Consider the following 23,557-nt stretch of genomic DNA (forward strand, 5'->3'; position numbering starts at 1 on the left):
TGGAATATCGGCATCCTCCGCAAGGCGACTCGGTCCGAAAGCCGTCCGGCGAATGCCGACAGCGCTTGCCGGGGGGCGCGCAGAGAATTGGCGCTCTTTTCTCTTGGGCGGCCGACGACGGGGGCAGCTTGCGCTTCACGTTCCGAGGCTCAGGTGCCGCGTCGTAACCGTTCCTCTCGACTTGCCAGCATGAAACCTACCTGCTCTGTGGCGTCCGGCGCCGATCGCTTTTCTCCCTATTCGAGCCGCCGCCGTCCCGACGTCGCCAGTGTGTCGTCGCAGACGCACGACCTGCCAGCCGAGCGGCACACGCCGGCGTCAACCAACACTCGCGGCCTCGCGCGCCCTGATACCGCCACGCCGCCCGATGAAGCGACAATCCACCAACTGTTCGCCGAAGCCTTGGCCAGCGTGCTGCAATCGCACGTCGATATCGTCAGCCCGCGCTATCCGACGGTTAGCGTTGCCGCCAGAAACCGCGCCGACGTCGGCGTCTGGGTGATTCACTTCGCTACGCCCGAGGCGGCCGCGCTTCCTTGCCCTGCGCTTGCCCCGGCCCGCAGGTTGCATCTCACGCTCAGTCATTTCGATTTCGCGCAATCCGAAGTCAGACAACGCAGCGGCACCGTGCCCGAAGACCGGGCGCTCGCCTGGGCAGGCGCAGCGGCTCGACAGTGTCAACGCGTACGGGGCTCCCCAGGGCAAGGCGCCACGTCACCCGGCGAGGCCCCGTCGCGCTGGCATTGGCAGGTGGGGGAACTGCCACGACTGCGCAACGAGGACGTCGAGGCGTTTGAGCTGGACCTATCCGGCTTTCTGCAACGCCTGGTGCGTCCGCAGACGCCACCGCCGGTGCCGGTCTCTACCCGGGGGCGCACCACAGGTTCTACGGATTCGGTGGTTTCGGTCGCTTCAGAATTCGATCTCGGCGTATCCGGGGCACCCGACATCGCGTCGCTGGCGTCGTGTCCGGAGGGTATCCCGGCGTTTCACGCGTCTTCGCCAACGCTGATGCGAACCCGGGACGTCGCTCGCTACTTGTTTGCACGCCGGCGCTTCGCCCCTGCGCGTGATCTTTGGCGTGAGCTCAACGCGTGGGGCGTTCCCAAAACGGCGCTCGCAACGTTCCTGAACAACGATATGGGGAGTCGCACGCGTGTCGAGGAAGGACTTCGCGAACCCTGGAACGGGCGGCTGGTCTGTCTCGACGATCTCGTGGCGTGGGATGCAACGGCAGCGCATTACGACGTGCGAGAGGCCCGGACAACTGCGGCGTCTACGTTTGCCCAGTCGCGGCATATCGACTCGCGGCAGTTTGAAGAGATGACATCGATGATCGCTCTGCACGAGGTGATGGTCTTGCATGCACAGGGCAGGCCGCTTGAGAGTCTGCGTGACGAATGTATCGGTCTGGATATCTCGGTGATGCAGCGAGAGGCGTCGGCACCGCGCACCTATCTGCTGAGAATGCGCAGGACGCGCTTGCCGACGCGTGAAGCTGGCCCACGCTCAAACGCCATGCCATGAGAACCGCGCTCACCCCCTCGCTTCGCGCGTACCGCAGTGAGTACTGGATCAAACGGACGGCTCGTCAGCCCCGCCCATCATGACTGGCCCGGGCGCGGGCTGCGCGCAGGTCGCGCGGGGTCCGGTCTTCGCCAATGGCGGCGGGCGGCAGGTCGGTATCGAGGCACTCCACCAGATGCGCGTTCAGCACGGCGGCGAGCCCTTCGCCGCCACGGCGCATCACGTAATTGTGGTTCCAGCGGAACAGCGGCTGGGCGAGCGGTGCCAGCTTGCTCATCCACGCGCGGTTCGTGCGCACGTCCCACCCGTATCGCACGGCGGTAATCGACCCCTCGGTGTCGAACCGCCACAGGCCGGTGCCTTCCGCGTCGCCGCTGGCTTCCACCCGGATTTCACGCATCGGTTCGAGGTGAGTGACCCGTGTGTCGAAGGTGAGCGAGTAGGGCAGTGCGCCGTGCCACGTCAGACGCCGCACGGCGCCCACGCCATCGGCCCCGCCGGAATCGAGCGTTTGGACTTCGCGCACGCAGGGCCACCAGCGGGCCCAGTGGTCGACGTCGCGAATGGTGTCCCAGACTTCTTCGAGCGGCGCAGTGAGCCGCCACAAGGTGAGGAAGTGATATTCGTTCATGGCCGATCCCGGTCGTAGTGGGTGGGGGTGCCGTCACGCCCGATGCAGGGGGAATTTCAGTATAGGTCGCATCCCCGGGCCTCGACGCCCGCGGCAACGGGCGGCCGGCTGTCATCAATTCATCACAATGTCTCCATAGAATCCCGGAGTGAAAACGTTTTCGTAAACGTTTACATTTACGCAAAAGCCGCTAACGGTCGATATTGCCCCAACGGGCCGATCCGCCGCGCGGCACCACAAGAGGAGACTTGGTTTGGCAGATATCCGGGATGTCGCGCAACGCGCGGGCTGTTCGATCGCCACCGTGTCACGTGCGCTCAATTCGCCGCAACTGGTGCGTCCGGAGACGCTTGCCCGTGTGCAGGCGGCTGCCGCCGAGTTGAAATTCCGCCCCAATGCGCTGGGCCGCCAGTTGCGCGGCGAGCGCACCGGCCTCATCGGGGTGATGCTGCCGACGCTGGGCAACCCGGTGTTTGCCGACTGTCTGGAAGGCATCGAAGCCGCCATCGACGGCACCGGCCGCCGTCTGTTGCTCGTCACCACCCAATACGACCCCGAGCGCGAGCGCAACGCCATCGAGACGCTGCTGCAACAGCGCGTGGACGGTCTGCTGCTCACCTTGGCCGACGCCGAACACAGCGCCCTCGTCGACGACCTCGCCGCCGAAGGCGTGGCCTGCCAACTGGTCTACAACGACGCCCCGAACCGGCCGTGTGTCTCGGTCGACAATCGCGCCGCCGCCGCGCAGGGCGTGGCCATGCTGATCGAGGCGGGCCATCGCGACATCGTCATGGTGACCGGGGCGCTGCATGCCTCGGACCGCGCCAAGCGCCGCTTTCTCGGCTATGGCGACGCGATGCAAGCCGCCGGGCTCACGCCGCTGCCGGCCTTCGAAATCGATTTCAACAGTGGTGCACGTGGCGAACGTGTGCGCGAGTGGCTGGCGCAGCGCGAGCGCGACGGCGCCCGCCCCACGGCGTTGTTCTGCTCGAACGATCTGCTGGCGCTCGGCGTGATGCGCGCGTTGCGCGAAGCCGGTCTGCGGGTGCCCGACGACATCTCCGTGCTCGGCTTCGACGGGCTGGCCGTGGGCGAACTGCTTTCGCCAACGCTCGCCACCGTAGTGCAGCCCAGCGTGGAGATTGGCCGGCACGCCGCGCAACGGCTGCTCGCCCAGATCGAGGGCCGGTCGCCCGGGGGCACTTCGCCCACGTCAGCGACGGCCGAGATGAGCCACGCGCTGATTCTGCCCCACACGATTCGCCGTGGCGGCACGGTGGCGGCGCCGCCACGTAAGTGACGGCGGGTTTCAAACCATAGGTTTCAGGCAGCACAGCAGTACAGCAACACGAGGTATTGACAAGGAAATTGGCCGGCGACTCGCTCCATCACGTTGTGGCAGAGAGCGCAGCGACGGCCGAGGCAATCAGGCATCAGGCCGCAAGGCCCGAATCGTCAACATCGACAGCAACGCAATACCGACCGCACTTACCCGGCAGCACGCGAGTGCCGCCAATGGTCAGACGCTCAGGAGCCCACAGAAATGAAGCTTTGGATCACCCGCGCCGCCCGCACGCTGGCGCTTTTCACCCTGCTCGGCGCTGGCGCCGCGCACGCCCAGCAGACGGCAATCTGCTACAACTGCCCGCCGGAATGGGCGGACTGGGCCGGTCAGGTCAAGGCCATTGCGCAAGACACCGGCATTCGTGTGCCGCTCGACAACAAGAACTCCGGCCAGGCCGTTGCGCAGATGATCGCGGAACAGAAGGCACCGGTGGCCGACATCGTCTACCTCGGCATCACCTCGGCGATCGAAGCTGGCAAGAAGGGCTTGCTTGCCCCGTACAAGCCGGCCCATTGGGATCAGGTGCCGGCAAACCTCAAGGATCCGAACGGCCTGTGGACGACCATCCACTCGGGCACGGTCGGCTTCTTCGTGAACCGCGATGCGCTGGAAGGCAAGCCGGTACCGCGTTCGTGGGCCGACCTGCTCAAGCCGGAATATCGCGGCATGGTGGGCTATCTGGACCCGAGCAGCGCTTTCGCCGGCTACGCCGCAGCGATTGCCGCCAATCAGGCACTGGGCGGCTCGATGGACAACTTCGCCCCGGCCATCAGCTTCTTCCAGAAGCTCAAGGCCAACGCACCGATCGTGCCGAAGCAGACGGCCTACGCGCGCGTGCTCTCGGGTGAGATCCCCATCCTGATCGACTTCGACTTCAACGCCTATCGCGCCATCTACAAGGACCGCGCCAACGTGCAGTTCGTGATCCCGATGGAAGGCACCGTGTCGCTGCCGTACGTGATCGCGCTCGTGAAGAACGCTCCGCACGCGGACAACGGCAAGAAGGTCATCGACTACACGCTCTCGGACAAGGGCCAGGCGCATTGGTCGCAGGCGTTCCTGCGTCCGGTGCGTGCCAGCACGATGCCGGCCGACGTGGCGGCCAAATTCCTGCCGGCGACCGACTACGCCCGTGTGAAGCCGGTTGACCTTCAGAAGCTTGCCGATCAGCAGGATGCATTCGGTCAGCAATATCTGAAGAACGTGCGCTAAGCACGCCTTACGGGACTGAGGAAGAGGAACGAGACGATGCGTGACCTGACCCTGCCGCGCGGTTGGCGCGTGGCACTCCTGCTGCCTGCACTGGCGGTGTTTCTGGCCTTCTGGCTGTTGCCGATGGCCGCGCTCGTGCAGGTCAGCGGCGACGGTCACGCGTTCGAGACCTATCGCGCCATTCTTACCAACGCGCGCTATCTCGACAGCCTGTGGCAGACGGTCGTGCTCTCGGCACTGGTCACGCTTGCCACGCTCGCGTTGTCGCTCGTCGCGGGCCTCTTTCTCACCCGGCATGACTTCGCGGGCAAATCGATCCTCGTGTCGATGCTCACGTTGCCGCTGGCGTTCCCCGGCGTGGTGGTTGGCTTCATGGTCATCATGCTGGCGGGCCGTCAGGGGCTGATCGGCGATCTGACGCTCAAGCTCGTCGGTCACAAGCTGGTGTTTGCGTATTCTTTGGCCGGGCTGTTCCTCGGCTATCTCTATTTCTCGATTCCGCGCGTGATCCTCGCGGTGATGGCCGCTGCGGAGTCGCTCGATCATTCGCTCTCGGAAGCCGCATCGTCGCTCGGCGCCGGGCCGTTTGCGATTCTGCGTGACGTCACATTGCCGGCGCTGGCACCTGCGCTGATCGCTTCGGGCGCGATGTGTTTCGCGACCTCGGTCGGTGCGTTCGGTACCGCGTTCACGCTCGCGACCGACATCGACGTGTTGCCGATGACCATCTACACCGAGTTCACGCTCAACGCGAATGTGGCGACGGCGGCGGCGCTCTCGGTGATTCTCGGCATCGTCACGTGGGCCGTGCTGATGCTCGCGCGTAATTTCGCCGGGCAGACGGTTGCCGCCGGAGGCTGATCCCCATGCTCAAGAAAACCCTTTTCACGCTGCAACTGCTGCTCACGCTGCTGATGTGCGCGTTCTTGCTGGTGCCGGTCGGCATGTCGGTGCTCGCCGGCTTGTCGGTCAATTACTTCAAGGGGCCGTCGGCCGGTCTCACGTTCAAGTGGGTGATTCAGGTCTGGCAGGACTATCACGACGCCATTCTCAACTCGCTGTACGTGGGTGCCGCCACGCTCATTCTCGTGACGCTGCTCGGCGTGCCGGCGGGCTACGTGCTGGCGCGCTGGAATAGCCGCATGGCCCGCTGGATCGAAGAACTGCTGACGCTGCCGATTGCCCTGCCGGGGCTGGCCAGTGCGCTGGCGTTGATCAGCGTGTATGGCGGCATGCGCGACTTCCGCCAGAGCCTCGCGTTCATCGTGGTGGGTCACGTGATCTTCACGCTGCCGTTCATGGTGCGTGCCGTGGCGGCCGCGTGCGCCGATTCGCGCATCAAGCTGATGGAAGAGGGCGCGGCGAGTCTCGGTGCGACCTTCCTGCGCCGCTTCATGACGGTGGTGCTGCCCAATATCCGCAGCGAGATCGTGGCGGCGGCGCTCATCGTGGTGACACTCTCGCTCGGCGAATTCAACCTGACGTGGATGCTGCACACGCCGGATACCAAGACGCTGCCCGTGGGGCTGGCAGACGCGTATGCGTCGCTGCGTCTGGAGATCGGCAGCGCCTACACGGCGGTGTTTTTCGTGCTGATCGTGCCGCTGCTCGTCGTCATGCAGATGACGGCGCAGCGCGCCAAGGTTCGCAATGCGCGCGGCCGCACTTGATGCGCACACGCACAAACACACGCACGCGCCATTGCACACAAAGCATGCCAAGGAAATTGCGATGAAACTGACTTCAATTCCGATCCATCTCGAACGCTGTGCCAAGACGTTCAACGGCAACACGGTGTTGCAGCCGCTCGATCTGACGATCGGCGCCGGCGAGACGCTGGTGCTGCTCGGCCCGTCGGGCTGCGGCAAGACCACCACGCTGCGCATGATTGCGGGCCTTGAGCGCCCCGACGCGGGCGGTCGCGTGCGCTTCGGCGATGAAGACGTGACCCGTCTGGCGATCGAAAAGCGCCGCGTGGGTATGGTTTTCCAGAACTATGCGTTGTTCCCCAACTTCACGGTGCGCGGCAATGTCGCCTATGGGCTGAAGCTGCGCGGGCTGCCGTCGGCACAAGTCGACAAGCGCGTGGACGAATTGCTTGACCTCGTGCATCTGACGCCCTACGCCGACCGCGCCATTGCGCAACTCTCGGGCGGTCAGAAGCAACGTGTGGCACTGGCCCGTGCGCTGGCGCCGGAACCGCGCGTGTTGCTGCTCGACGAACCGCTCACCGCACTGGACGCGAAGCTGCGCGAAACCGTGCGCGCCGATATGGACCGGCTGCTGCGTGGTTTGGGTGTGACGACGGTGTATGTCACGCACGATCAGGACGAAGCGATGGCGCTGGGCGATCGCATCGTGGTGATGAGTGCCGGGCGTATCGAACAGATCGGCGCGCCGCGCGACATCTATTACCAACCGGCGTCGCGCCACGTGGCGAACTTCGTCGGCACGCTCAATCGCATTGCCGGGGTGTGGCGCGAGGGGCACTTCCATACGGAAGGCGGACGGCTGGCTTGTCCGGACGTGCGCGCCGATGCGCAGGAACTGTATTTCCGCCCGGAAGACGCCATTGTGGTGCCGCCGGTCGATGCGCCGCTCGTCGGCAAAATCGAAGCCGTGCAATTCCTCGGCGACCGCACGCGCCTCACCGTCGGTGGTGTGTCACCGGCGGGCGCCGTGCTGGTAGAAGTTTCGAGCCGTCGCGAATGCCGCGTCGGCGACCCGGTAGGCCTGTCGTTGCCTGCCGCTCATGTCTTTACGCTTCACGGATAACCCGCTCATGCTGTTCGCGCAAATCAGCGACCTTCACATCAAACGGCCCGGCAAACTGGCCTATCGGCGTGTGGATACCGCCGCCTATCTCGAGCGCTGTGTGGCGCGCCTGAATGCGCTCGTGCCGCGCCCCGACTTCGTGGTGCTCACGGGCGATCTGGTCGACTTCGGCGCTCGCGAAGAATACGAACACCTGCGCCGTCTGCTAACGCCGCTGGCAATGCCGTACTACCTCGTCATCGGCAATCACGACGGCCGCGACGCGTTGCGTGAGGTGTTTCCGGAGCACACGTATCTCGGCAAGCCGGGCGCGTTCGTGCAGTACACCGCGATGTTTGGGCCGCTGCGGCTGATGGCGCTCGACACGCAAGACCCGCCTAATGGTGGCGGCCGACTGTGCGACGAGCGGCTCGACTGGCTCGAAGCGACGCTGGCCGCCGATACGGCGACGCCGACGGTCATCGCCATGCATCATCCGCCATTCGCTTGCGGCATCGAGCATATGGACGTGCAGGCGCTGGACGCGGGCGATGCTGCCAAGCTGGCCGCTGTCGTGCGCCGCTTCGATAACGTGGAACGACTCATCTGCGGCCACGTGCATCGTCCGATTCACACGCGCTTTGCCGGCACCATCGCCAGCGTGTGCCCGTCGCCCGCGCATCAGGTCGCCCTCGACCTGCGCGAGGGCGGTCCGTCTGCGTGGGTGCTCGACCCGCCTGCGTTCCAGTTGCACCGGTACACGCCGCAAAGCGGGCTCGTGTCGCACCTTGGCTTCGTGGACGATGCCGGTGGCACGCACCCGTTCTACGACGCGGCGGGCAAACTGATCGACTGAGATCAGCCCAGATCGAGCGCTTCCGGACCGAACACTTCGCGATGGATGCGCTCGGCAGGCACGCCCTGATCGCGCAGCGCACGCCATTGCGTCTGCATGAACGGGGTGGGGCCGCACAGCAGGTAGTCGGCGCCCTCGGGCAGCGGCAGCCGGGTTACGTCCATGCGCCCGGCGAAGGTGTAGTCAGTGCCTTCGCGCTCACTCGCCAGCGGCGTCTCGAAGAACGTGGCGACGCGCAGATGCGGCAATTGCGTACCGGCGTGCAGCCATTGACGACGCAGTGCCACGTGGGCAGTGTTACGTGCCGCGTGAGCAAACACGATCTCGCGGCGCGAGCCGTTGGCCGCCAGCGTGGCGAGCATCGACATCATCGGCGTGATACCGACGCCGGCACTCAACAGCACCAGCGGATGGGCGGCGTCCAGCGTCGTCGTGAATTCGCCATACGCCGGGCTCACCTGAATGCGATCGCCTGCCTTCAGATTGGCGTGCAGCCAGTTCGAAACTTGTCCGGCCGGTTTGCCGTTCGACGCATCTTCGCGCTTGACGGTAATGCGCCAGTGCGGCGCGGTGGGCGTATCCGACAGGCTGTACTGGCGGCGCTGATGCAGGCCGTCCGGCAGCGTGACGGCCACGCTCACATATTGTCCCGGCACGAACTCGCCCGGCGACGTCCCTTCCGGTGTTTGCAGATAGTACGAAACGATGTGCTCGGTCTCGCGATCGACGTCGGTCACGACCAGCTCGCGCAGTGCGCCCAGCGGTGCCTGCGTGCGCTCCGATAGGCGCGCCTCCGCTGCGATCAATTCCCCCGCCAGCAGCCAGTACGCTTCGTCCCACGCGGCGATCAACTCAGGCGTCGCGGCGTCGCCCAGTACGTCCTTGATGGCGGCCAGCAGATAGCGGCCAACGATGGGGTAATGCGCGGGCGTGATGCCGACCGAGACGTGCTTGTGAACGATGCGCTCCATCACGGGCGCCAGCGCGGCAGCGTTGTCGATGTTGGCCGCGTAGGCAAACACCGCAGACGCGAGCGATTGCTGTTGCGCGCCGCTCGCCTGATTCCCCATGTTGAAGAGATCGCGCAGTTCGGGATGTGCCTCGAACATGCTGGCGTAGAAATGTCGCGTGATGGCGAGTCCGTGGTCGCGCAGCACCGGGACGCTGGCGTCGATATACGGGCGGGAAGCAGCGGAAAGCATGGGGCACACTCCGAAGTGTTATGAGTTCTGTTTCGGGCGCGACGCTGAGGGCTCTCGGACGTCGCGCACCACGGAGTGATTATAAGATGTAAATAAAATGCATCTTTAAGGGTGCGCCCAAATGCCGCATCTCAGCGGCGAGGGCTTGGGCGCGCTTTCCCTTGGCAGATGTGAAGCGTCAGGCGAGCGCCGACGCAGCAGACAGCCCCTGCACGTGTTGGGCGATACGTCCGCGTGCGAACTGAAGTGCTGTCTGGGCGACGCGCTCGCCGAGATGACGCGCTGTGGCCAGGTCCGCTTCGGGCGGTGCCAGATCGGGGCCCTGATCGGTGTTCGATTGGGCCGCCGCACCCAGCCAGAAGCCGAGGCGGTTGAGATCGTTCGCCGAGCCCTGCGTGGAGTTGTTCGCGGGCGGCAGGCCTAGGTTCACCCAATGCATGCCGTGCTGCGCGGCAAAGAGCGCCATCTGGATGAGGGTGGCGAGTTTGTCACCGGCGTGTGCGCCGGAGTTGGTAAAGCCCGCGGCGATCTTGTCCTGCCACACGTAGCCCTTCGTCATGACGATGTTCGACGTGGCTTCGGCAAACACTCTGAATTCCGCCGACGTGCCGCCCATGAAGGTGGGCGCGCCGAAGATGATGGCGTCGGCCTGTTCCAGATCGTCCCAGCGCGACGGCGCAGTTTCGCAGGGAATCAGGAGGGCGCTCGCACCGTCGGCGCGTTCGACACCTTCCTTGACGGCGGCGGCTTGTCGCGACGTGTGGCCATAGCGACTGTGAAACACGATCGCGACGTTTGTACTCAACATGCTTGACTCCATTCGTTCAGGGGATGAGAGGGGGATGGGGTATAGGTCGTAGCTCAAAGGGGCTTGCTCACAACTCGACCAGCACCACGCCTTTGAGCTTGCCCGCGCAGGCTTCCTGCAAGGCGAGTGGTGCGTTCTCCAGACCGTGGAACATCGTGCACGGCAGGTGAAAACTGCCGTCGAGCCGCCATGCGTTCTGACGCTTTATCCATTCGTCGAAGACGTCCTCGTCGTCGTCCGCGCTGTAGCCGCGCAGCGTGATGCCTTTGATCGGCAACTGGAAGGCGTCGATTTCGGTCGGTGCCACCGAGGTGGAGTGGTTCGCGTGCAACTCCGCGCCGAGTGCGCCCAGAATCGCGAAGCGGGCCCCTTCGCGGGCTTGCGCAACGGCGGCGGTCAATTGTTCGCCCCCGACCATATCGACGAAGACATCGATGCCGTCGGGCGCGGCGTCGGCCAGTTGCGTCGCGAAGGGTTTGCCGTTGCGCACGATCACGGCGTCGTAGCCTAGGGCCTGTGTCATCCAGCCGGCTTTGTCGGCACTGCCGGTGCTGCCGATGACGCGTGCCGCGCCGAGACGGCGGGCGATCTGACCGGCCATCGAGCCGATGGCACCGGCGCCGCTGGAAACCAGCGCGGTGTCGCCACGTTTCACCGTGATGCCCCGTGTAAGCGCGGCGTAGGCCGTCCAGCCATGGCCGAGATAGGCGGCGGGATCGAGTGGCCCGCTGGGCAGCCGTTTGCAGTGCCGCGCGTCGACCACGGCGTGCTCACGCCAGCCGAGCCGATGCGAGACGATCATGCCCGGCGCCAAGCCGGATTCGGGCGTGGCGGCGATCACTTCACCGATGGCGCCGTCGGCGAGTGAGTCGCCGGGTTTGAGTGTGGGAAACGGGATGCCCTTGATGGCGGTGGCCTCGCGGCTGGCCATCAGCCGGGTGGAGATCGAGACGCGAAACCATCGGTTGCGCACCAGCACCTCGTGCGGTGCCAACGAGGGCAGGGGCACGTCGGTGAGTGCGAAGGATGACGAGGTCAGCGTGCCCTCGGGGTGGGCAGTGAGCGTGACGTGCCGGGTGATGCGGGGCAGGGCTGGCATAGCAAAATCCGTAGCGAAAGCAGGGGCAACATGCGCTCGGGAATCGACGCAGGTATATTGCAATTTTTGCGTGGAACCCCCGCCATGCCTACTCGCCTTTCCTCAGGGCCGGTCGCCGCCCGCAGAGTCCCGCGACAGCAGCGTTCGCGGGCGACGGTCGATGCGATTATCGAAGCGGCGGCTCGCGTTCTCGGTGCGCGCGGCTGGGCCAAATTCAATACCAACGAAGTCGCCAGCGTCGCCGGTGCGAGCATCGGCTCGTTGTATCAATACTTCCCCGACAAGCTGGCGCTGGCCGAGGCGATTCGGGAGCGTCATCTCGACGCCGTACTCGCTGTTCTGCCCGATCCGGACGCGCCGCATGTGCCGACGCGCCTCGACACGCGCGTTGCCGATCTGATCGACGGCGTCATCCGGATTCACGCCGGTGACCAGCGTATGCATCACGTGCTGCTTGAGGAGGTGCCGCTTTCGACGCGTACGCAGGCCTTCGATGCGGAGTATCTGCGCCGCTATCAGGCGCTGATCGTGCCGGACGGGCAGGCGGCGTGCGAGCCGCGCGACGCCGTTGCGGCGAGAGTGCTTGCCGCCGCAGTCGAAGGGGTCGTGCATGCGGCGGTATCGCGCGGTGAACTCGGTTCGCCCGAGGTGCGCCGGGAACTCAACGGTTTTGTGGGCGCTTATCTGCGCGAGCGCCACGGTGGACTCGCGCTCAGGGGCTGACGCACAAGCGATGGCGATACGCACCGGGCAAGCCGGATATCGGGCCGCCGGTCAGCCGCGGTTACCGGCATCTGTCCAACGTGCATAGTGCGACGCGAGGAAGATGAAATGCGTGCGCTGAAATTCAGGGAGCAGGTCGATGGCCGTTTCCCCTCTGGCGTTGACGCGCAGGACATCGGCGCCGGCGGCCAGTGCCGCTACGATCGCAATGATCGCCGCGCTGTATTGCGTGGATTCGGGGCGTAGGGTCCGGGCGAGGTGATGCAGCACCGAGTTCATTTCCCGGTCCGTCGCCTGGGGCGGTGCGCCGAACTGGAGTACCACGCGCGCGGCATCGATATAACCGTCGACGACAAGACCTGCGGCGAGTGGCATGCCGTTCAGATCCACGACGCACAGATCGGCACCGTGTTCGGTCAACAGCCCGATGCGTTCTTGCAGTGTGCGGTTCATCTCGAGAGACGTCGCGCCGGCAGCGCGAGCAGCGCGTGTCGCGGAGGCGAGCGCGGTGTGGAGCAGGGGGCGGCCACTCGAGTCGCACTGACTGGCGCACGGGCTGATGTCCAGCAAGAATGGCAGCCAGTCAGGCGCGTGCGTGGCGCACAGATGCGAGAGCGGGGGCAGGCTGTGCCCCATGCGGTACGGATCCGGGACATCGACGACGGTGTCGCGTCCGACGGCGACCAGGACCCGCAACGCCTGGCCGAGATTCAGGGGATGGGGTTCCGGTAAGACCTGTGAGTGCAACTGTTGGCTCAAGTGATCGACGAACAGCCGTTGGTAGCCGTCCGGGGTTGCGCCGTACCTGAGCCAGAGCAGCAGTCCTTCGTCCGAAAACAGCAGGTCGAGGTTGTCGCGACTGGGCCAGTCATGCAGGGCGGCAGTGCAGAACATGCCGGTGTCGCGCAGTTGTTCGAATGTGCGGGCCGTCGCGGGCCTCGTGAGTAGCGAGATCACGGCCGTGCGCAGTTTCGCCGTGTCGACGCGATTTGTCTGTCCTTCGCGGCTTGCAAAGGCGCAGAGCGCGAGCAGTTCATCGGCGGCAGCACACCCGGCGCACGAGAGAATGCTGGTGAGCAATGATGCACGGATGCGGCCTTCCCGGGACTCGGAAAGTACGTGCGCCAAGGGTTGTCTTGCTAACGCCGCGAGGTGGGCGTTGGATCCTGCGGCGGTGGTGGCGGGCGCGGCTTGAGGGGACACGGTGAGTGGCGCAGCGGGTGGCACAGCGGGTGAAACCGGGGGCATGAGCGGATGGGTGCGAGGCATGGCGGCGTGAGGTGGCATGGATGCGGTGAGGGAGAGCGGCATCATGCGAGCGCACCGGCGTCGCGGCTGTCGTTTCCTGCGGTGGCGTTGCGGACTCTGTGCGATCCGTGACGCGCTTACAATGTCGCCTTGATGCGTCGCGCTCATGCGTCGCCATGATGCTTTTTTCCAGTAGCTTGCCCATGTCCGATTCGAACGACCTCGGTGCCACGTCGCCCGAAACAGAACCCCAAACCGAAGCGACCGCCGCGGTGATTGCCGCCACACGTCACTGGCTCACGCGCGCCGTCATCGGCCTGAATCTTTGCCCGTTTGCCAAGGCCGTGCATGTGAAGCGTCAGATCCGCTATGTCGTGAGCGATGCGCACGACATGGAGGGCGCACTGCTCGACCTTGAGCGCGAATTGCAGTGGTTGGCCGAAGCCGACCCGGAAGCCGTCGACACCACGCTGCTGATCCTGCCCGATGCGCTGCTCGATTTTCACGAGTACAACGACGCGTTGTTCTTCGCGGAGCGCATGCTCAAGCAGTTGCGCTTCGAGGGCGAATTGCAGGTAGCGAGTTTTCACCCGGACTATCAGTTCGAAGGCACCGGCCCGGACGACGCGGAGAACTACACCAACCGCTCGCCGTACCCGATTTTGCATCTGCTGCGCGAGGCGAGCATCGACCGCGCGGTCGAGGCGTTTCCGGATGCGGAGGAGATCTTCGGACGCAACGAATCGTTGCTGCGCAAGATGGGTGTAGCGGGTTACCACGCGTGGATGGCGGAGCCTGCGGAAGACGAAGACGGGGCGAATGACAACGCGATGGGCGATGCCGATGCGGAGGCGAACAAGCCGGCAGGGGATGGGAAGTAATTGAGGCAGGAACCCCACCAAGACAGTTGGGGTTTTCGGCGCGCGCCAAAAACAAAAAAGCCGCGCGACGGAATCGAGCGGCTTTCTTGTTGACTACGTACTACCTTCTGCTTGCATGACCAGGGACTGAAGAAGTCGCTGGTGCCGGAGAGAGGAATCGAACCCCCGACCTTCTCATTACGAATGAGCTGCTCTACCGACTGAGCTACTCCGGCGCTGCGAAGAAGTGAGATATTAGCAGGTTTTCCGCGATTGTCACGCCTTTTTTCAGAGATTTTTTGTCGTCAGCGCGTGCGCGCCGCGTAAATCCTTGAAATTACAGAATTCCTGCGCTTCGTCATCGCGAAAATTTTTTGCGCGTACTGCGCCAACCTCGCAATGACGACAGCCATCGACCTCACTGCCTTCCGCACTTACTTCTTGTCGGCCTCGTGGTGATAGCCGGTCACGCGCTCGACTTCGTTCTTCGAACCGAGGAACACCGCCACGCGCTCGTGCAGTTTCTGCGGCTGAATATCGAGAATGCGCTGCACGCCATTGGTCGCGGCACCGCCCGCCTGCTCGACGAGGAAGCTCATCGGGTTGGCTTCATACATGATGCGCAGCTTGCCCGGCTTGTCCGGATCACGCTTGTCGGCCGGATACATGAACACGCCGCCGCGCGTCAGGATGCGATGCACGTCGGCCACCATCGAGGCGATCCAGCGCATGTTGAAGTCCTTGCCGCGCGTGCCTTCCTTGCCTTCCAGCAACTCGCCGATGTAACGCTGCACCGGCGGGTACCAGTGGCGCTCGTTCGACATGTTGATGGCGAATTCCTTGGTGTCTTCCGGAATACGCATGCCTTCTTGCGTGAGCACCCACGAGCCCATTTCACGATCGAGCGTGAAGCAGTTCACGCCATGACCCGTGGTCAGCACCAGCACGGTCTGCGGGCCATACACGGCATAACCGGCGGCGACCTGTTGCGTGCCCGGTTGCAGGAAGTCCTGTTCGGTCGGGTCCGTCACGCCTTCCGGGCAACGCAGCACCGAGAAGATCGTGCCGATCGACACGTTCACGTCGATGTTCGACGAGCCGTCGAGCGGATCGAACATCAGCAGGTATTCGCCTTGCGGGTAACGGTTGGGGATGTGGAAGACGTCTTCCATCTCTTCCGACGCCATGGCCGCGAGATGGCCGCCCCATTCATTGGCTTCGAGCATGATCTCGTTGGAGATCACGTCGAGCTTCTTCTGGACTTCGCCTTGCACGTTTTCACTGCCGGCGCTGCCCAGCACGCCACCGAGGGCGCCCTTGGACACGGCGTGGCTGATCGACTTGCACGCGCGCGCAACGACTTCGATCAACAGACGCAGCTCGGCGGGAATGTTGCTGTATTCCCGCTGCTGTTCGATGAGATATTGGGTGAGGGTCTTGCGGCGCATAGGGGCCTCCAAAAGCAAAAAAGCGTTCGTATTTCGCGACGGACGCAATTTTACCCGCAAAGACCCGCCGCCCCGGCGAAAAAACGCGGGGCGGGGCACTGAAGGATCAGTCGAGTCCGTCGAACAGGGCGTCGTCCGGGCCGACATGCGAGGGCGAACGCCACGTGGCGTCGCGCATGCTGTGCTGCACTTGCTTGTCCACGCCGAGCAGAATCGCGAAGATCGCCATGCGCACCGGAATGCCGTTGTCGGTCTGACGGAAGATCGCCAGACGCGGGTCGTGATTCAGGTCGGTCGACAGATCATTGGCGCCCGGGCGGCTGTCGCGCGGCAGCGGGTGCATGATGATCGTGCGGCTGTCGCAGTACGTGTTGATGAGCGCTTCGTTGATCTGGAAGTCCGGCGTGTAGCCTTCGATGGCTTCGTCGGCAAAGCGCTCTTTCTGAATGCGCGTCGCGTAGACCACATCCGCACCGGCCAGATCGGCGAGCGAGTTGCTCTGCACGATGACGTGGCCGTTCTGCGAAATCTGATCGAGAATGTACGTCGGCATTTCGAGCGACGGCGGCGAAATCAGCGTGAACTTCAGGCCGCGGTACAGCGCGAGCAGCTTGATCAGCGAGTGCACCGTGCGGCCGTAGCGCAGGTCGCCGACCATCGCCACATGAGCGCCGTCGACCAGCTTGCCCAGACGCGAGAATTCGCGGCCGATGGTATACAGATCGAGAATGGCCTGACTCGGGTGTTCGCCGGGACCGTCGCCGCCGTTGATCACCGGAATATTGGTGGCGCGCGCAAACTCGGCGACCGAACCCTTTTCCGGGTGACGCACGACCAGCGCGTCGACGTAGCCGCTCATCACGCGGCTCGTGTCGTAAATCGACTCGCCCTTGGCCATCGACGAGAACGTGAAGCCGGTGGTGTCGCACACCGAGCCGCCGAGACGGCAGAACGCCGAGCCGAAGCTCACACGGGTGCGGGTACTGGCTTCGAAGAACAGGTTGCCGAGCACTGCACCTTCGAGCACGCGCGAGATCTTCTGGCGGCGGGCAATCGGTTGCATGATGTCGGCGACGTGGAACAGCTCTTCGAGCGAATCGCGCGAGAACTGGTCGACGGAGATCAGATGCGGCTTGCCGTCGAGACCCATGCGTTCACGCAGCGGCTTGTGTGCGCTTTGCGTAGATTCCGCAGACGGCGCTTCACGGCCGAGGATTTCGCCGACGAATTTCTCGACGATGCTCGGCATCGTGCGATATTCGCTGGAATCTTCGGGGAGCAGCCAGGTGTCGAGGGCGCGCCGGCGAACGCCGATACGCTCGGCGAAGGTGTCGCGGGTCATGTTCAGGCGACGCATCGCGTCGCGCAGGAAAGTCTGCTGTGCACTCATGGTCGGGTCGGCAGGGCTGTGTACGCGATGCGTATAATAGGCGTCGATTCGTTGTTTGTCCAGCAAAAGACGTGCCCCTTGTGGGGCCGCGCCAGCCGGGCGTTTCCGGCATTTCCGGCGTATTGCCGCACAGGTATGGAAAACCTTCTCCGCAAGCTCGACCTCACTTCTTTGCGCCTTTTCGTGGCCGTCTGCCAGGAGCGGAGCATGGCACGCGCGGCCGAGCGCGAATTCATCGCGCCGTCGGCCATCAGCCGGCGTATTGCCGATATCGAGGCCATCGTCGGCCTGCCTCTGATCCAACGTCACCAGCGCGGCATTACCGTCACCCCGGTGGGCGAAACCGTGCGCCGCTACGCCGAGCGCATTCTCGGCACCATCGAATCCCTCGGTGCGGAGCTGTCGCAGTTCCATGAAGGCGCGCGCGGCAGCGTGCGCATTGCCGCCAACTTGTCGGCCATCGTGCAGTTTCTGCCCGAAGACCTTGCTGCATTCGGCCGCGTGTTCTCGGCGGTCGACGTCGAACTCGATGAACAGCACAGCAATGAAGTGCTGCAACGCGTCGGCGAGCGCGCCGTGGACGTGGGCATCTGCAACGCCGTGGCCGGGATCGAAGCCTTCACGATGGTGCCGTACCGCCGCGACCGGTTGGCGGTGATTCTGCCGGTGGGCCATCCGCTCGCCGCCCGCACGGGCGAGATTGCGTTTTCGGCCTGCGTGAACGAAACGCTCGTCGGCCTGCAAGGCAATAGCGCTCTTACTCAGTTGCTGCGCCAGCAGGCGAGTGCGGCGGGCGCGTCGCTGCGCATCAAGATCCGGGTGTCGAGTCTGGATGCGCTTTGCCGCATGGCACACGCCGGGCTGGGCATCGCCATCGCGCCCGAGCAGGTCGGCCAGTTGTATGTGGGCAAGCTCGACGTGGTGGTGCGTCCGCTCACCGACGAGTGGGCCCATCGCCAACTGTGGATGGTGTTCCCGTCGCGCGAACAACTCAGTGCGACCGCTTCCGCCGTGGTGAACTTCCTCGCGCAGGGGCAAGGGCAGCAGGGCGAGCCGGTGTAACAGGCGTAATAGGAGCAAGAGGAGCAAGAGGAGCAAGAGGAGCAACAGGCGCAACGGGCGGGGTGTAACAGGTGATAGGCGAGGGGGCAGGCCTTCGCAAACCGTCATGCCGGGATTGCCAAGACGGCACGGCAGGCCCCAAAGGCCGCCGCTATGCTGTCTTTCGGAGGTAATCGCTGCATGGAAGACATCATTCGTTTTGACGGCCGCATTCTGTTCTTGTCCGACGACCCGGCCATCGTGCGCCGGCAGATCGCGGGCGAGACCGTCACCCGCGCCGAGGCCGGCACCTTGCGTGAGAATGTCTCGACCGACGAGATCACGCCCGTCACGGTCATGCTCACTTACGACGAGCGCCTTGGCCGCTACCCTTACGTCGGTTTCAAAGCGGGAAACGAACTCCCCATCGGCGAGCACGACATTCGCCGCGGCGGCTTTCAGGTGACTGTTGCCGGCAAGCGCTACGGCAAGGGCTCGTCGCGCGAATCGAGCCCGCTCGCGGAATTGTCCGCCGGCATCCGGCTCATCGTGGCCGAGAGCTTCGAGCGCATCTATCAGCAGAACTGCGACAACATCGGCATTCTGACGACGACCGACTTCGGCGTGCTCGATCGCATTCTCGCGGGCGAAGCCATTCCCATCACCGAATTTCTCAAGGGCCGCGACGCTCTCACGCAGCAGATCATCCGCAGCGGGGGCCTGCTCGCCTACAGCAAATTTGCCGAATGGCCCGTGCCGGTGTCCGGTGGTGTCGATGGCGCCAATGCCTCGACGGCATCCGCGGCCGATGCGCCGCCGCGCACGCTCGTCGAAAAGATCATTGCGCGCCGCCTGCATCCGGCCACCCCGGGGGCCGCGCGTGGCGACGGCGTGTTCGTCGCGGTCGACTGGCGGTTCTCGCACGATTACTTCACGGGAATGTGCGCGCACCTGATGCATCGGGCGTTTGGTGAGCCCGCGCCGTTGCACGACCCGGCACGCATCATCGCGTTTCAGGATCACCTCGTGCTGGCCGCGCAGAGTCATCCGCACGTCACGCAGGGCTTGCTCCCCGGAGTGGCGAACCTGACGAGCGGTCACCGCGAGTTTGTGGCGCGGTATCCCGTGCTCGCGCATGGAGAACTGACCGATGCCGGGGGCGCTTCAGGAGACGCTGGCGCCGACGGTATCTGCCACGCGCTCATGGCGGAGCGTTACGCGCTGCCGGGGCAGATCGTGATCGGCACCGATTCGCATACGCCCCACGCCGGTGCGCTGGGTTGCCTCGCTTTCGGGGCGGGGGCGACGGACATCGCGAACAGCTGGACGACGGGCTACGTGCGTTGCAAGGTGCCCGAGACGCTGCGTATCGAAATCGACGGCGCGTTGTCGCCGGGCGTGACTGCGAAGGACGTGGTGCTGCATCTGCTGCGGCTCGACGCGATTCGCGGTGGCGGCGCGATCGGACTGGTGTTCGAGTACGGCGGCAGCGCGGTGCGCGCGATGTCCATCGACGAGCGCGCGACGCTGACCAACATGGTGGCGGAGCTGGGTGGATTCACCGGCATCGTCGCGCCCGACGAGAAGACGGTCGCCTTCCTCAAGACGCGCCGAGGCGTGGATTTCACCGTCGAGCCGTGGATGACGAGTGATGCCGACGCGGTGTATCGCGACGTGATCCGTATCGACGCGACGTCGCTCACGCCGATGCTCGCGCGCCCCGGCGACCCGGGCAATGGCGTGGCGTTGAGCGCACTGGAAGCGCCCGTGTCGATCGACATCGCGTATGGCGGCTCGTGCACGGCGGGCAAGCGCGACGACTTCGATGCCTATCACGACGTGCTCGCGTGGGGACTGGCGCATGGCATGCGCGTGGCACCGGGGCGCGCGCTGTTTCTGCAATTCGGCACGATGGACGTGCGCGCGTACTGCGAGTCGCGTGGCTATCTGACGACGTTCGAAGCCGTGGGCGCCACGCTCATCATGCCCGGTTGCGGCGCTTGCGCGAACTGCGGGCCGGGGCAGTCGACCACGCGCGAGCAGGTCACCATCAGCGCCATCAACCGCAATTTTCCCGGCCGTTCGGGGCCGGGCAGCGTGTGGCTGGCGAGCCCCTATACGGTGGCGGCGAGTGCATTGGCCGGGCGTATTGCAAGCTTTGAAGAACTTCAACGCGCGACATAAATCGGTGACCGGCGCGACATCATTCGTGGCAGAATTTCGGCCTCGCGCCTGTTGATTCATGGTGTATCGCGACGCAACGCTCACGTAGTCACATGTTGATTTGCATGGGATGCCACTGGGCGACGCGTCGACAAAAAGCTGTTCGGCCATGACCGGACAGGCCCGGAGACGACTTTCATGCCATCCCCCCAAGTTTCGATGCCTTCCTCGCCTGCCACCTCTGCCGCCGCCCCTGCGCGCGCGGCCTCAACGCTCACTGCCGGTGAGATTTCCGCCCGCCTCGATCGCCTGCCGCCCACGCGCACCGTGTGGAAACTAGTGGTGCTGCTGAGTCTCGGGTTCTTCTTCGAACTCTACGATCTGCTCTACACCGGTTATATCGCGCCGGGGCTGGTCAAGAGCGGCATCCTGACGCCGACCACGCCGGGCTTGTTCGGCACCACCGGCGTTGCGAGTTTCATCGCCGCATTGTTCTCGGGCCTGTTCATCGGCACCATCGCCTGCGGCTTCCTCGCGGACCGTTTCGGACGGCGGGCGGTCTTCACCGGTTCACTGCTCTGGTACACGGTCGCCAACGTCATCATGGCGTTTCAGGAGACGTCCACGGGCGTGAACTTCTGGCGCTTTATCGTCGGGCTCGGCATTGGCGTCGAGCTGGTCACCATCGGCACGTACATCGCCGAGTTGGTGCCCAAGCAGATTCGCGGGCGCGCGTTCGCATGCGAACAGGCGGTGGGCTTTACCGCCGTGCCGGTCGTGGCGTTTCTCGCTTACTGGCTGGTGCCGCGCGAATTCCTCGGTCTGGAAGGCTGGCGCTGGGTGGTGCTCATCGGCGCGCACGGTGCCGTGTTCGTCTGGTGGATTCGCCGCGCATTGCCCGAGAGCCCGCGCTGGCTGGCGCAGAAAGGGCGTCTGGAGGAAGCCGATCGCGTGCTGAGTGCGCTCGAAGCGAAGGTTGCCGCCGAGTACGGCAAGCCGCTGCCGCCGCCCGGCGTGCCTGAGCCGGTCGTGCCCAAGGGGGCGTTCCGCGACATGTGGGTGCCGCCGTACCGCAAGCGCGCCATCATGATGATTCTGTTCAACATCTTCCAGACGGTGGGCTTCTACGGTTTCGCCAACTGGGTGCCGACGCTGCTCATCAAGCAAGGCGTCACCGTGACCACGAGCCTCGGCTATTCGAGCGTGATTGCGCTGGCCGCGCCCATCGGACCGCTGATCGGCCTGTGGATGGCTGACAAGGTCGAGCGCAAGCACGCCATCGTGTGGACCGCCGGTATCGGCATCGTGTGCGGGCTGGTGTTCTCGCAGGTGACGTCGTCGTTCCTGCTGATCGCAATGGGCATCGGTCTCACGCTCGCCAACAACATCATGTCGTACAGCTATCACGCTTATCAGACGGAACTGTTCCCCACGGGCATTCGCGCCCGCGCGGTCGGTTTCGTGTACTCGTGGAGCCGTTTCTCGGCCATCTTCACGGCGTTCCTGATCGCGTCGGTGTTGCGCAATTTCGGCGTGACCGGCGTGTTCGTGTTCATCTCGCTGGCGATGCTCGTGGTCATGCTGTCGATCGGCCTGATGGGACCGCGCACGCGTGACGTGGCGCTGGAGAAGATTTCGCAGTAAAAAGGCGGAGACTGGAGGACGAGATTATGGCGGATCTGCAAACCGAAGCGGCCTACGAGGCCAATGCCGTGCGTTACAGCGAAGACTGGCTCAACCAGCCGCCGCCGGACGATATGTATGCGCTGCTGGTGTGGCACTTCGTGCCGGGCGGCCGCACGGTCGATGTGGGCTGCGGCAATGGCCGCGATGCGGCGTGGCTGGCGCAGGCGGGATTCGACGTAGTGGGTTACGACAACTCGCCCGCGCTGGTCGAACTCGCGCGCAAGACGTTTCCGTGGGTGTCGTTCCATGTGGGCAAGCTGCCGCAACTCGAGAACGTGACGGAGACCTTCGACAACGTGGTCTGTGAGACGGTGCTCATGCATCTGAGTGCGGCCGACGTGCCTGCTGCGGCCGACCGGCTCTGGACGCTGGTGCGCCCCGGTGGCGTGCTCTACGTGTCGTGGCGCGTGACCGAGGGCACGGACCAGCGTCATGAAGACGGTCGCCTCTATAGCGCGTTTGCCCCGGATGTCGTGCGTGCCGCGTTGCACGAGGGCGTCGTGCTGCATGAAGAAGACGTGACGAGCGCGAGCTCGGGCAAGCGCGTCTGCCGCCTGATCGTGCGCCGGCCCGCCTGACATCGCTCTCGCTACAGCAGTTCGATTTCCGGCAACGAGAGCAGGCTCGTCTCGCGCATCAGCGAGACGAATTCCCCAATATACGGACGCGCCGTAATCGCCGGTAGCGTCGCCGCCCACAACTCCGACGTCAGCCCCTTCGGCGTGATCGGCCGTGCGCTCACATAGCGCCGTTCCAGATAGGCGGTGACGGCCCACAACGGCAGGGCCGCCAGCCCGCGCCGGCTCGCCACCAATTGCAGAATCGCCACCGTCAGCTCGGTGGTACGGCGCGTGGGCTCGATGCCCGCCGGGCGCAGCACCTGACGCACGATGTCGAGCATGTCGTCCGGCACCGGGTAGGTGATCAGCGTCTCGTCGCGAAAGTCCTCCGCATCGAGGTGCGTCTTCGCGGCCAGCGGGTGATCGTTGGCCATCAACGCCATCATCTGGAAGCGGAACAGCGGGTGGAAATCCACCGCTTCGCCCTCCTCATGCTCCGAGATGATCGCCAGATCGGCACGGTCCTGATGCAGCAGACCAATCGGGTCGGCATGAAAGCCCGACACGATATCCAGTTCGACTTCCGGCCAGCGCACGCGAAACGCGTCCATGGCGGGCATCAGCCAGTCGAAGCAGGTGTGGCACTCCACCGCGATGCGCAGCGTGCCCTGCGTGCCCTGTGCGAGCCGTGTGAGATCGCGCCCGGCCTCGTCGACAGCAGGCACCACCTGTTCTGCCAACGCCAACAAGCGTTTGCCGGCTGGCGTAAAGACCAGCGGGGATGACTTGCGCACGAACAACGGCAGCCCGTAGAAGTCTTCCAATGCCTTGATCTGATGCGAGAGCGCCGATTGCGTCAGATGCAGCCACAGCGCCGCGCGCGACACACTGCCGGTATCGCGCAACGCCAGCAGCGTCTGGAGGTGCCGAAGTTCGATGGGAGTTCGCTGCATGAATGAAATTAATGTTAATCGGCAAAAACTTTCGTTTGAATAATACATGAG

Annotated in this window: 21 protein-coding genes and 1 tRNA gene; 13 read left to right on the forward strand and 9 right to left on the reverse strand. The window is 64.6% G+C overall.

Going from position 1 to position 23,557, the window contains the following annotated elements; all coding sequences use genetic code 11:
* Window positions 1–189: 189 nt before the first annotated feature.
* Window positions 190–1,527, forward strand: coding sequence for a hypothetical protein (locus CDV44_RS03400; protein WP_141118661.1), 1,338 nt, complete (start codon window positions 190–192; stop codon window positions 1,525–1,527).
* A gap of 64 nt (window positions 1,528–1,591) precedes the next feature.
* Here CDV44_RS03400 and CDV44_RS03405 read toward each other — a convergent pair whose 3' ends face one another.
* Window positions 1,592–2,158: an SRPBCC family protein gene (locus CDV44_RS03405; protein ID WP_087686672.1), complete on the reverse strand. Its 567-nt coding sequence runs from the start codon at window positions 2,156–2,158 to the stop codon at window positions 1,592–1,594.
* A 253-nt stretch (window positions 2,159–2,411) separates the two neighbouring features.
* Between CDV44_RS03405 and CDV44_RS03410 the strand changes: the two genes are divergently transcribed.
* The 6 genes from CDV44_RS03410 (at window position 2,412) to CDV44_RS03435 (ending at window position 8,325) form a co-directional block, all read left to right on the forward strand.
* The gene (locus tag CDV44_RS03410) at window positions 2,412–3,458 is read left to right on the forward strand and encodes a LacI family DNA-binding transcriptional regulator (RefSeq protein WP_087686673.1); all 1,047 of its coding nucleotides are present in this window, start codon (window positions 2,412–2,414) and stop codon (window positions 3,456–3,458) included.
* A 243-nt stretch (window positions 3,459–3,701) separates the two neighbouring features.
* Complete coding sequence (locus CDV44_RS03415; RefSeq protein ID WP_058377808.1) at window positions 3,702–4,715, forward strand: extracellular solute-binding protein; 1,014 nt, start codon at window positions 3,702–3,704, stop codon at window positions 4,713–4,715.
* A gap of 36 nt (window positions 4,716–4,751) precedes the next feature.
* Window positions 4,752–5,576 (forward strand): ABC transporter permease, encoded by an 825-nt coding sequence (locus CDV44_RS03420; RefSeq protein ID WP_087686674.1) that lies wholly within the window; start codon window positions 4,752–4,754, stop codon window positions 5,574–5,576.
* A 5-nt stretch (window positions 5,577–5,581) separates the two neighbouring features.
* Window positions 5,582–6,385: an ABC transporter permease gene (locus CDV44_RS03425; protein WP_087686675.1), complete on the forward strand. Its 804-nt coding sequence runs from the start codon at window positions 5,582–5,584 to the stop codon at window positions 6,383–6,385.
* A gap of 61 nt (window positions 6,386–6,446) precedes the next feature.
* Window positions 6,447–7,490, forward strand: coding sequence for an ABC transporter ATP-binding protein (locus CDV44_RS03430; protein ID WP_087687196.1), 1,044 nt, complete (start codon window positions 6,447–6,449; stop codon window positions 7,488–7,490).
* A gap of 7 nt (window positions 7,491–7,497) precedes the next feature.
* Entirely contained in the window at window positions 7,498–8,325 is an 828-nt protein-coding gene (locus CDV44_RS03435) for a phosphodiesterase (RefSeq protein ID WP_087686676.1), read from the forward strand.
* A 2-nt stretch (window positions 8,326–8,327) separates the two neighbouring features.
* On the opposite strand, the gene CDV44_RS03440 is transcribed toward CDV44_RS03435, so the two are convergent.
* The 3 genes from CDV44_RS03440 to CDV44_RS03450 all read right to left on the reverse strand — a co-directional run bounded on the left by CDV44_RS03440 (window position 8,328) and on the right by CDV44_RS03450 (window position 11,434).
* Window positions 8,328–9,527 carry a globin domain-containing protein gene (locus CDV44_RS03440; protein ID WP_087686677.1) on the reverse strand — a complete coding sequence of 400 codons (1,200 nt, stop codon included), beginning with the start codon at window positions 9,525–9,527 and terminating at the stop codon, window positions 8,328–8,330.
* Window positions 9,528–9,705: 178 nt separating this feature from the next.
* Complete coding sequence (locus CDV44_RS03445; RefSeq protein ID WP_170935839.1) at window positions 9,706–10,335, reverse strand: flavodoxin family protein; 630 nt, start codon at window positions 10,333–10,335, stop codon at window positions 9,706–9,708.
* Between the two features lie 67 nt (window positions 10,336–10,402).
* Window positions 10,403–11,434, reverse strand: a complete 1,032-nt coding sequence (locus CDV44_RS03450) for an NADP-dependent oxidoreductase (protein WP_087686678.1) — start codon at window positions 11,432–11,434, stop codon at window positions 10,403–10,405.
* Window positions 11,435–11,518: 84 nt separating this feature from the next.
* Here CDV44_RS03450 and CDV44_RS03455 point away from each other — a divergent pair, with 84 nt between their 5' ends.
* The gene (locus CDV44_RS03455) at window positions 11,519–12,157 is read left to right on the forward strand and encodes a TetR/AcrR family transcriptional regulator (RefSeq protein WP_087686679.1); all 639 of its coding nucleotides are present in this window, start codon (window positions 11,519–11,521) and stop codon (window positions 12,155–12,157) included.
* Between the two features lie 51 nt (window positions 12,158–12,208).
* On the opposite strand, the gene CDV44_RS03460 is transcribed toward CDV44_RS03455, so the two are convergent.
* A complete protein-coding gene (locus CDV44_RS03460) occupies window positions 12,209–13,471 on the reverse strand; it encodes a hypothetical protein (protein ID WP_141118662.1) in 1,263 nt (420 codons plus the stop codon).
* 137 nt (window positions 13,472–13,608) lie between these two features.
* Here CDV44_RS03460 and CDV44_RS03465 point away from each other — a divergent pair, with 137 nt between their 5' ends.
* Window positions 13,609–14,286: a DUF1415 domain-containing protein gene (locus CDV44_RS03465; RefSeq protein WP_087686681.1), complete on the forward strand. Its 678-nt coding sequence runs from the start codon at window positions 13,609–13,611 to the stop codon at window positions 14,284–14,286.
* 139 nt (window positions 14,287–14,425) lie between these two features.
* Here CDV44_RS03465 and CDV44_RS03470 read toward each other — a convergent pair.
* The 3 genes from CDV44_RS03470 to CDV44_RS03480 form a co-directional block, all read right to left on the reverse strand.
* A tRNA-Thr gene (locus CDV44_RS03470) sits at window positions 14,426–14,501 on the reverse strand.
* Window positions 14,502–14,699: 198 nt separating this feature from the next.
* On the reverse strand, window positions 14,700–15,713 hold the full coding sequence (locus CDV44_RS03475; RefSeq protein ID WP_087686682.1) for a class 1 fructose-bisphosphatase: 1,014 nt from the start codon (window positions 15,711–15,713) through the stop codon (window positions 14,700–14,702).
* Window positions 15,714–15,819: 106 nt separating this feature from the next.
* Window positions 15,820–17,103, reverse strand: a complete 1,284-nt coding sequence (locus tag CDV44_RS03480; protein WP_058377817.1) for an aspartate carbamoyltransferase — start codon at window positions 17,101–17,103, stop codon at window positions 15,820–15,822.
* Window positions 17,104–17,238: 135 nt separating this feature from the next.
* Between CDV44_RS03480 and CDV44_RS03485 the strand changes: the two genes are divergently transcribed.
* The 4 genes from CDV44_RS03485 (at window position 17,239) to CDV44_RS03500 (ending at window position 22,571) form a co-directional block, all read left to right on the forward strand.
* Window positions 17,239–18,165 carry a LysR family transcriptional regulator gene (locus CDV44_RS03485; RefSeq protein ID WP_087686683.1) on the forward strand — a complete coding sequence of 309 codons (927 nt, stop codon included), beginning with the start codon at window positions 17,239–17,241 and terminating at the stop codon, window positions 18,163–18,165.
* Between the two features lie 180 nt (window positions 18,166–18,345).
* Window positions 18,346–20,328, forward strand: a complete 1,983-nt coding sequence (locus tag CDV44_RS03490) for an aconitase family protein (protein WP_087686684.1) — start codon at window positions 18,346–18,348, stop codon at window positions 20,326–20,328.
* 198 nt (window positions 20,329–20,526) lie between these two features.
* Complete coding sequence (locus tag CDV44_RS03495) at window positions 20,527–21,951, forward strand: MFS transporter (RefSeq protein WP_087686685.1); 1,425 nt, start codon at window positions 20,527–20,529, stop codon at window positions 21,949–21,951.
* A gap of 26 nt (window positions 21,952–21,977) precedes the next feature.
* The gene (locus tag CDV44_RS03500) at window positions 21,978–22,571 is read left to right on the forward strand and encodes a bifunctional 2-polyprenyl-6-hydroxyphenol methylase/3-demethylubiquinol 3-O-methyltransferase UbiG (RefSeq protein ID WP_087686686.1); all 594 of its coding nucleotides are present in this window, start codon (window positions 21,978–21,980) and stop codon (window positions 22,569–22,571) included.
* 11 nt (window positions 22,572–22,582) lie between these two features.
* Here the strand turns inward: CDV44_RS03500 and CDV44_RS03505 are convergent, their stop codons facing one another.
* Window positions 22,583–23,506, reverse strand: coding sequence for a LysR family transcriptional regulator (locus CDV44_RS03505; protein ID WP_087686687.1), 924 nt, complete (start codon window positions 23,504–23,506; stop codon window positions 22,583–22,585).
* Window positions 23,507–23,557: the final 51 nt, after the last annotated feature.

The organism is Pandoraea sp. PE-S2R-1 (assembly GCF_002179865.1).
In the GTDB taxonomy this organism is placed as follows: domain Bacteria; phylum Pseudomonadota; class Gammaproteobacteria; order Burkholderiales; family Burkholderiaceae; genus Pandoraea.

Excerpts from the sequence above, each read along its gene's own strand:
- CDV44_RS03400 (WP_141118661.1), top strand. The coding sequence starts at position 190 with ATGAAACCTACCTGCTCTGTGGCGTCCGGCGCCGATCGCTTTTCTCCC.
- CDV44_RS03405 (WP_087686672.1), bottom strand. The coding sequence starts at position 2,158 with ATGAACGAATATCACTTCCTCACCTTGTGGCGGCTCACTGCGCCGCTC.
- CDV44_RS03415 (WP_058377808.1), top strand. The coding sequence starts at position 3,702 with ATGAAGCTTTGGATCACCCGCGCCGCCCGCACGCTGGCGCTTTTCACC.
- CDV44_RS03420 (WP_087686674.1), top strand. The coding sequence starts at position 4,752 with ATGCGTGACCTGACCCTGCCGCGCGGTTGGCGCGTGGCACTCCTGCTG.
- CDV44_RS03425 (WP_087686675.1), top strand. The coding sequence starts at position 5,582 with ATGCTCAAGAAAACCCTTTTCACGCTGCAACTGCTGCTCACGCTGCTG.
- CDV44_RS03430 (WP_087687196.1), top strand. The coding sequence starts at position 6,447 with ATGAAACTGACTTCAATTCCGATCCATCTCGAACGCTGTGCCAAGACG.
- CDV44_RS03435 (WP_087686676.1), top strand. The coding sequence starts at position 7,498 with ATGCTGTTCGCGCAAATCAGCGACCTTCACATCAAACGGCCCGGCAAA.
- CDV44_RS03440 (WP_087686677.1), bottom strand. The coding sequence starts at position 9,527 with ATGCTTTCCGCTGCTTCCCGCCCGTATATCGACGCCAGCGTCCCGGTG.
- CDV44_RS03445 (WP_170935839.1), bottom strand. The coding sequence starts at position 10,335 with ATGTTGAGTACAAACGTCGCGATCGTGTTTCACAGTCGCTATGGCCAC.
- CDV44_RS03450 (WP_087686678.1), bottom strand. The coding sequence starts at position 11,434 with ATGCCAGCCCTGCCCCGCATCACCCGGCACGTCACGCTCACTGCCCAC.
- CDV44_RS03455 (WP_087686679.1), top strand. The coding sequence starts at position 11,519 with ATGCCTACTCGCCTTTCCTCAGGGCCGGTCGCCGCCCGCAGAGTCCCG.
- CDV44_RS03460 (WP_141118662.1), bottom strand. The coding sequence starts at position 13,471 with ATGATGCCGCTCTCCCTCACCGCATCCATGCCACCTCACGCCGCCATG.
- CDV44_RS03465 (WP_087686681.1), top strand. The coding sequence starts at position 13,609 with ATGTCCGATTCGAACGACCTCGGTGCCACGTCGCCCGAAACAGAACCC.
- CDV44_RS03475 (WP_087686682.1), bottom strand. The coding sequence starts at position 15,713 with ATGCGCCGCAAGACCCTCACCCAATATCTCATCGAACAGCAGCGGGAA.
- CDV44_RS03480 (WP_058377817.1), bottom strand. The coding sequence starts at position 17,103 with ATGAGTGCACAGCAGACTTTCCTGCGCGACGCGATGCGTCGCCTGAAC.
- CDV44_RS03485 (WP_087686683.1), top strand. The coding sequence starts at position 17,239 with ATGGAAAACCTTCTCCGCAAGCTCGACCTCACTTCTTTGCGCCTTTTC.
- CDV44_RS03490 (WP_087686684.1), top strand. The coding sequence starts at position 18,346 with ATGGAAGACATCATTCGTTTTGACGGCCGCATTCTGTTCTTGTCCGAC.
- CDV44_RS03495 (WP_087686685.1), top strand. The coding sequence starts at position 20,527 with ATGCCTTCCTCGCCTGCCACCTCTGCCGCCGCCCCTGCGCGCGCGGCC.
- CDV44_RS03500 (WP_087686686.1), top strand. The coding sequence starts at position 21,978 with ATGGCGGATCTGCAAACCGAAGCGGCCTACGAGGCCAATGCCGTGCGT.
- CDV44_RS03505 (WP_087686687.1), bottom strand. The coding sequence starts at position 23,506 with ATGCAGCGAACTCCCATCGAACTTCGGCACCTCCAGACGCTGCTGGCG.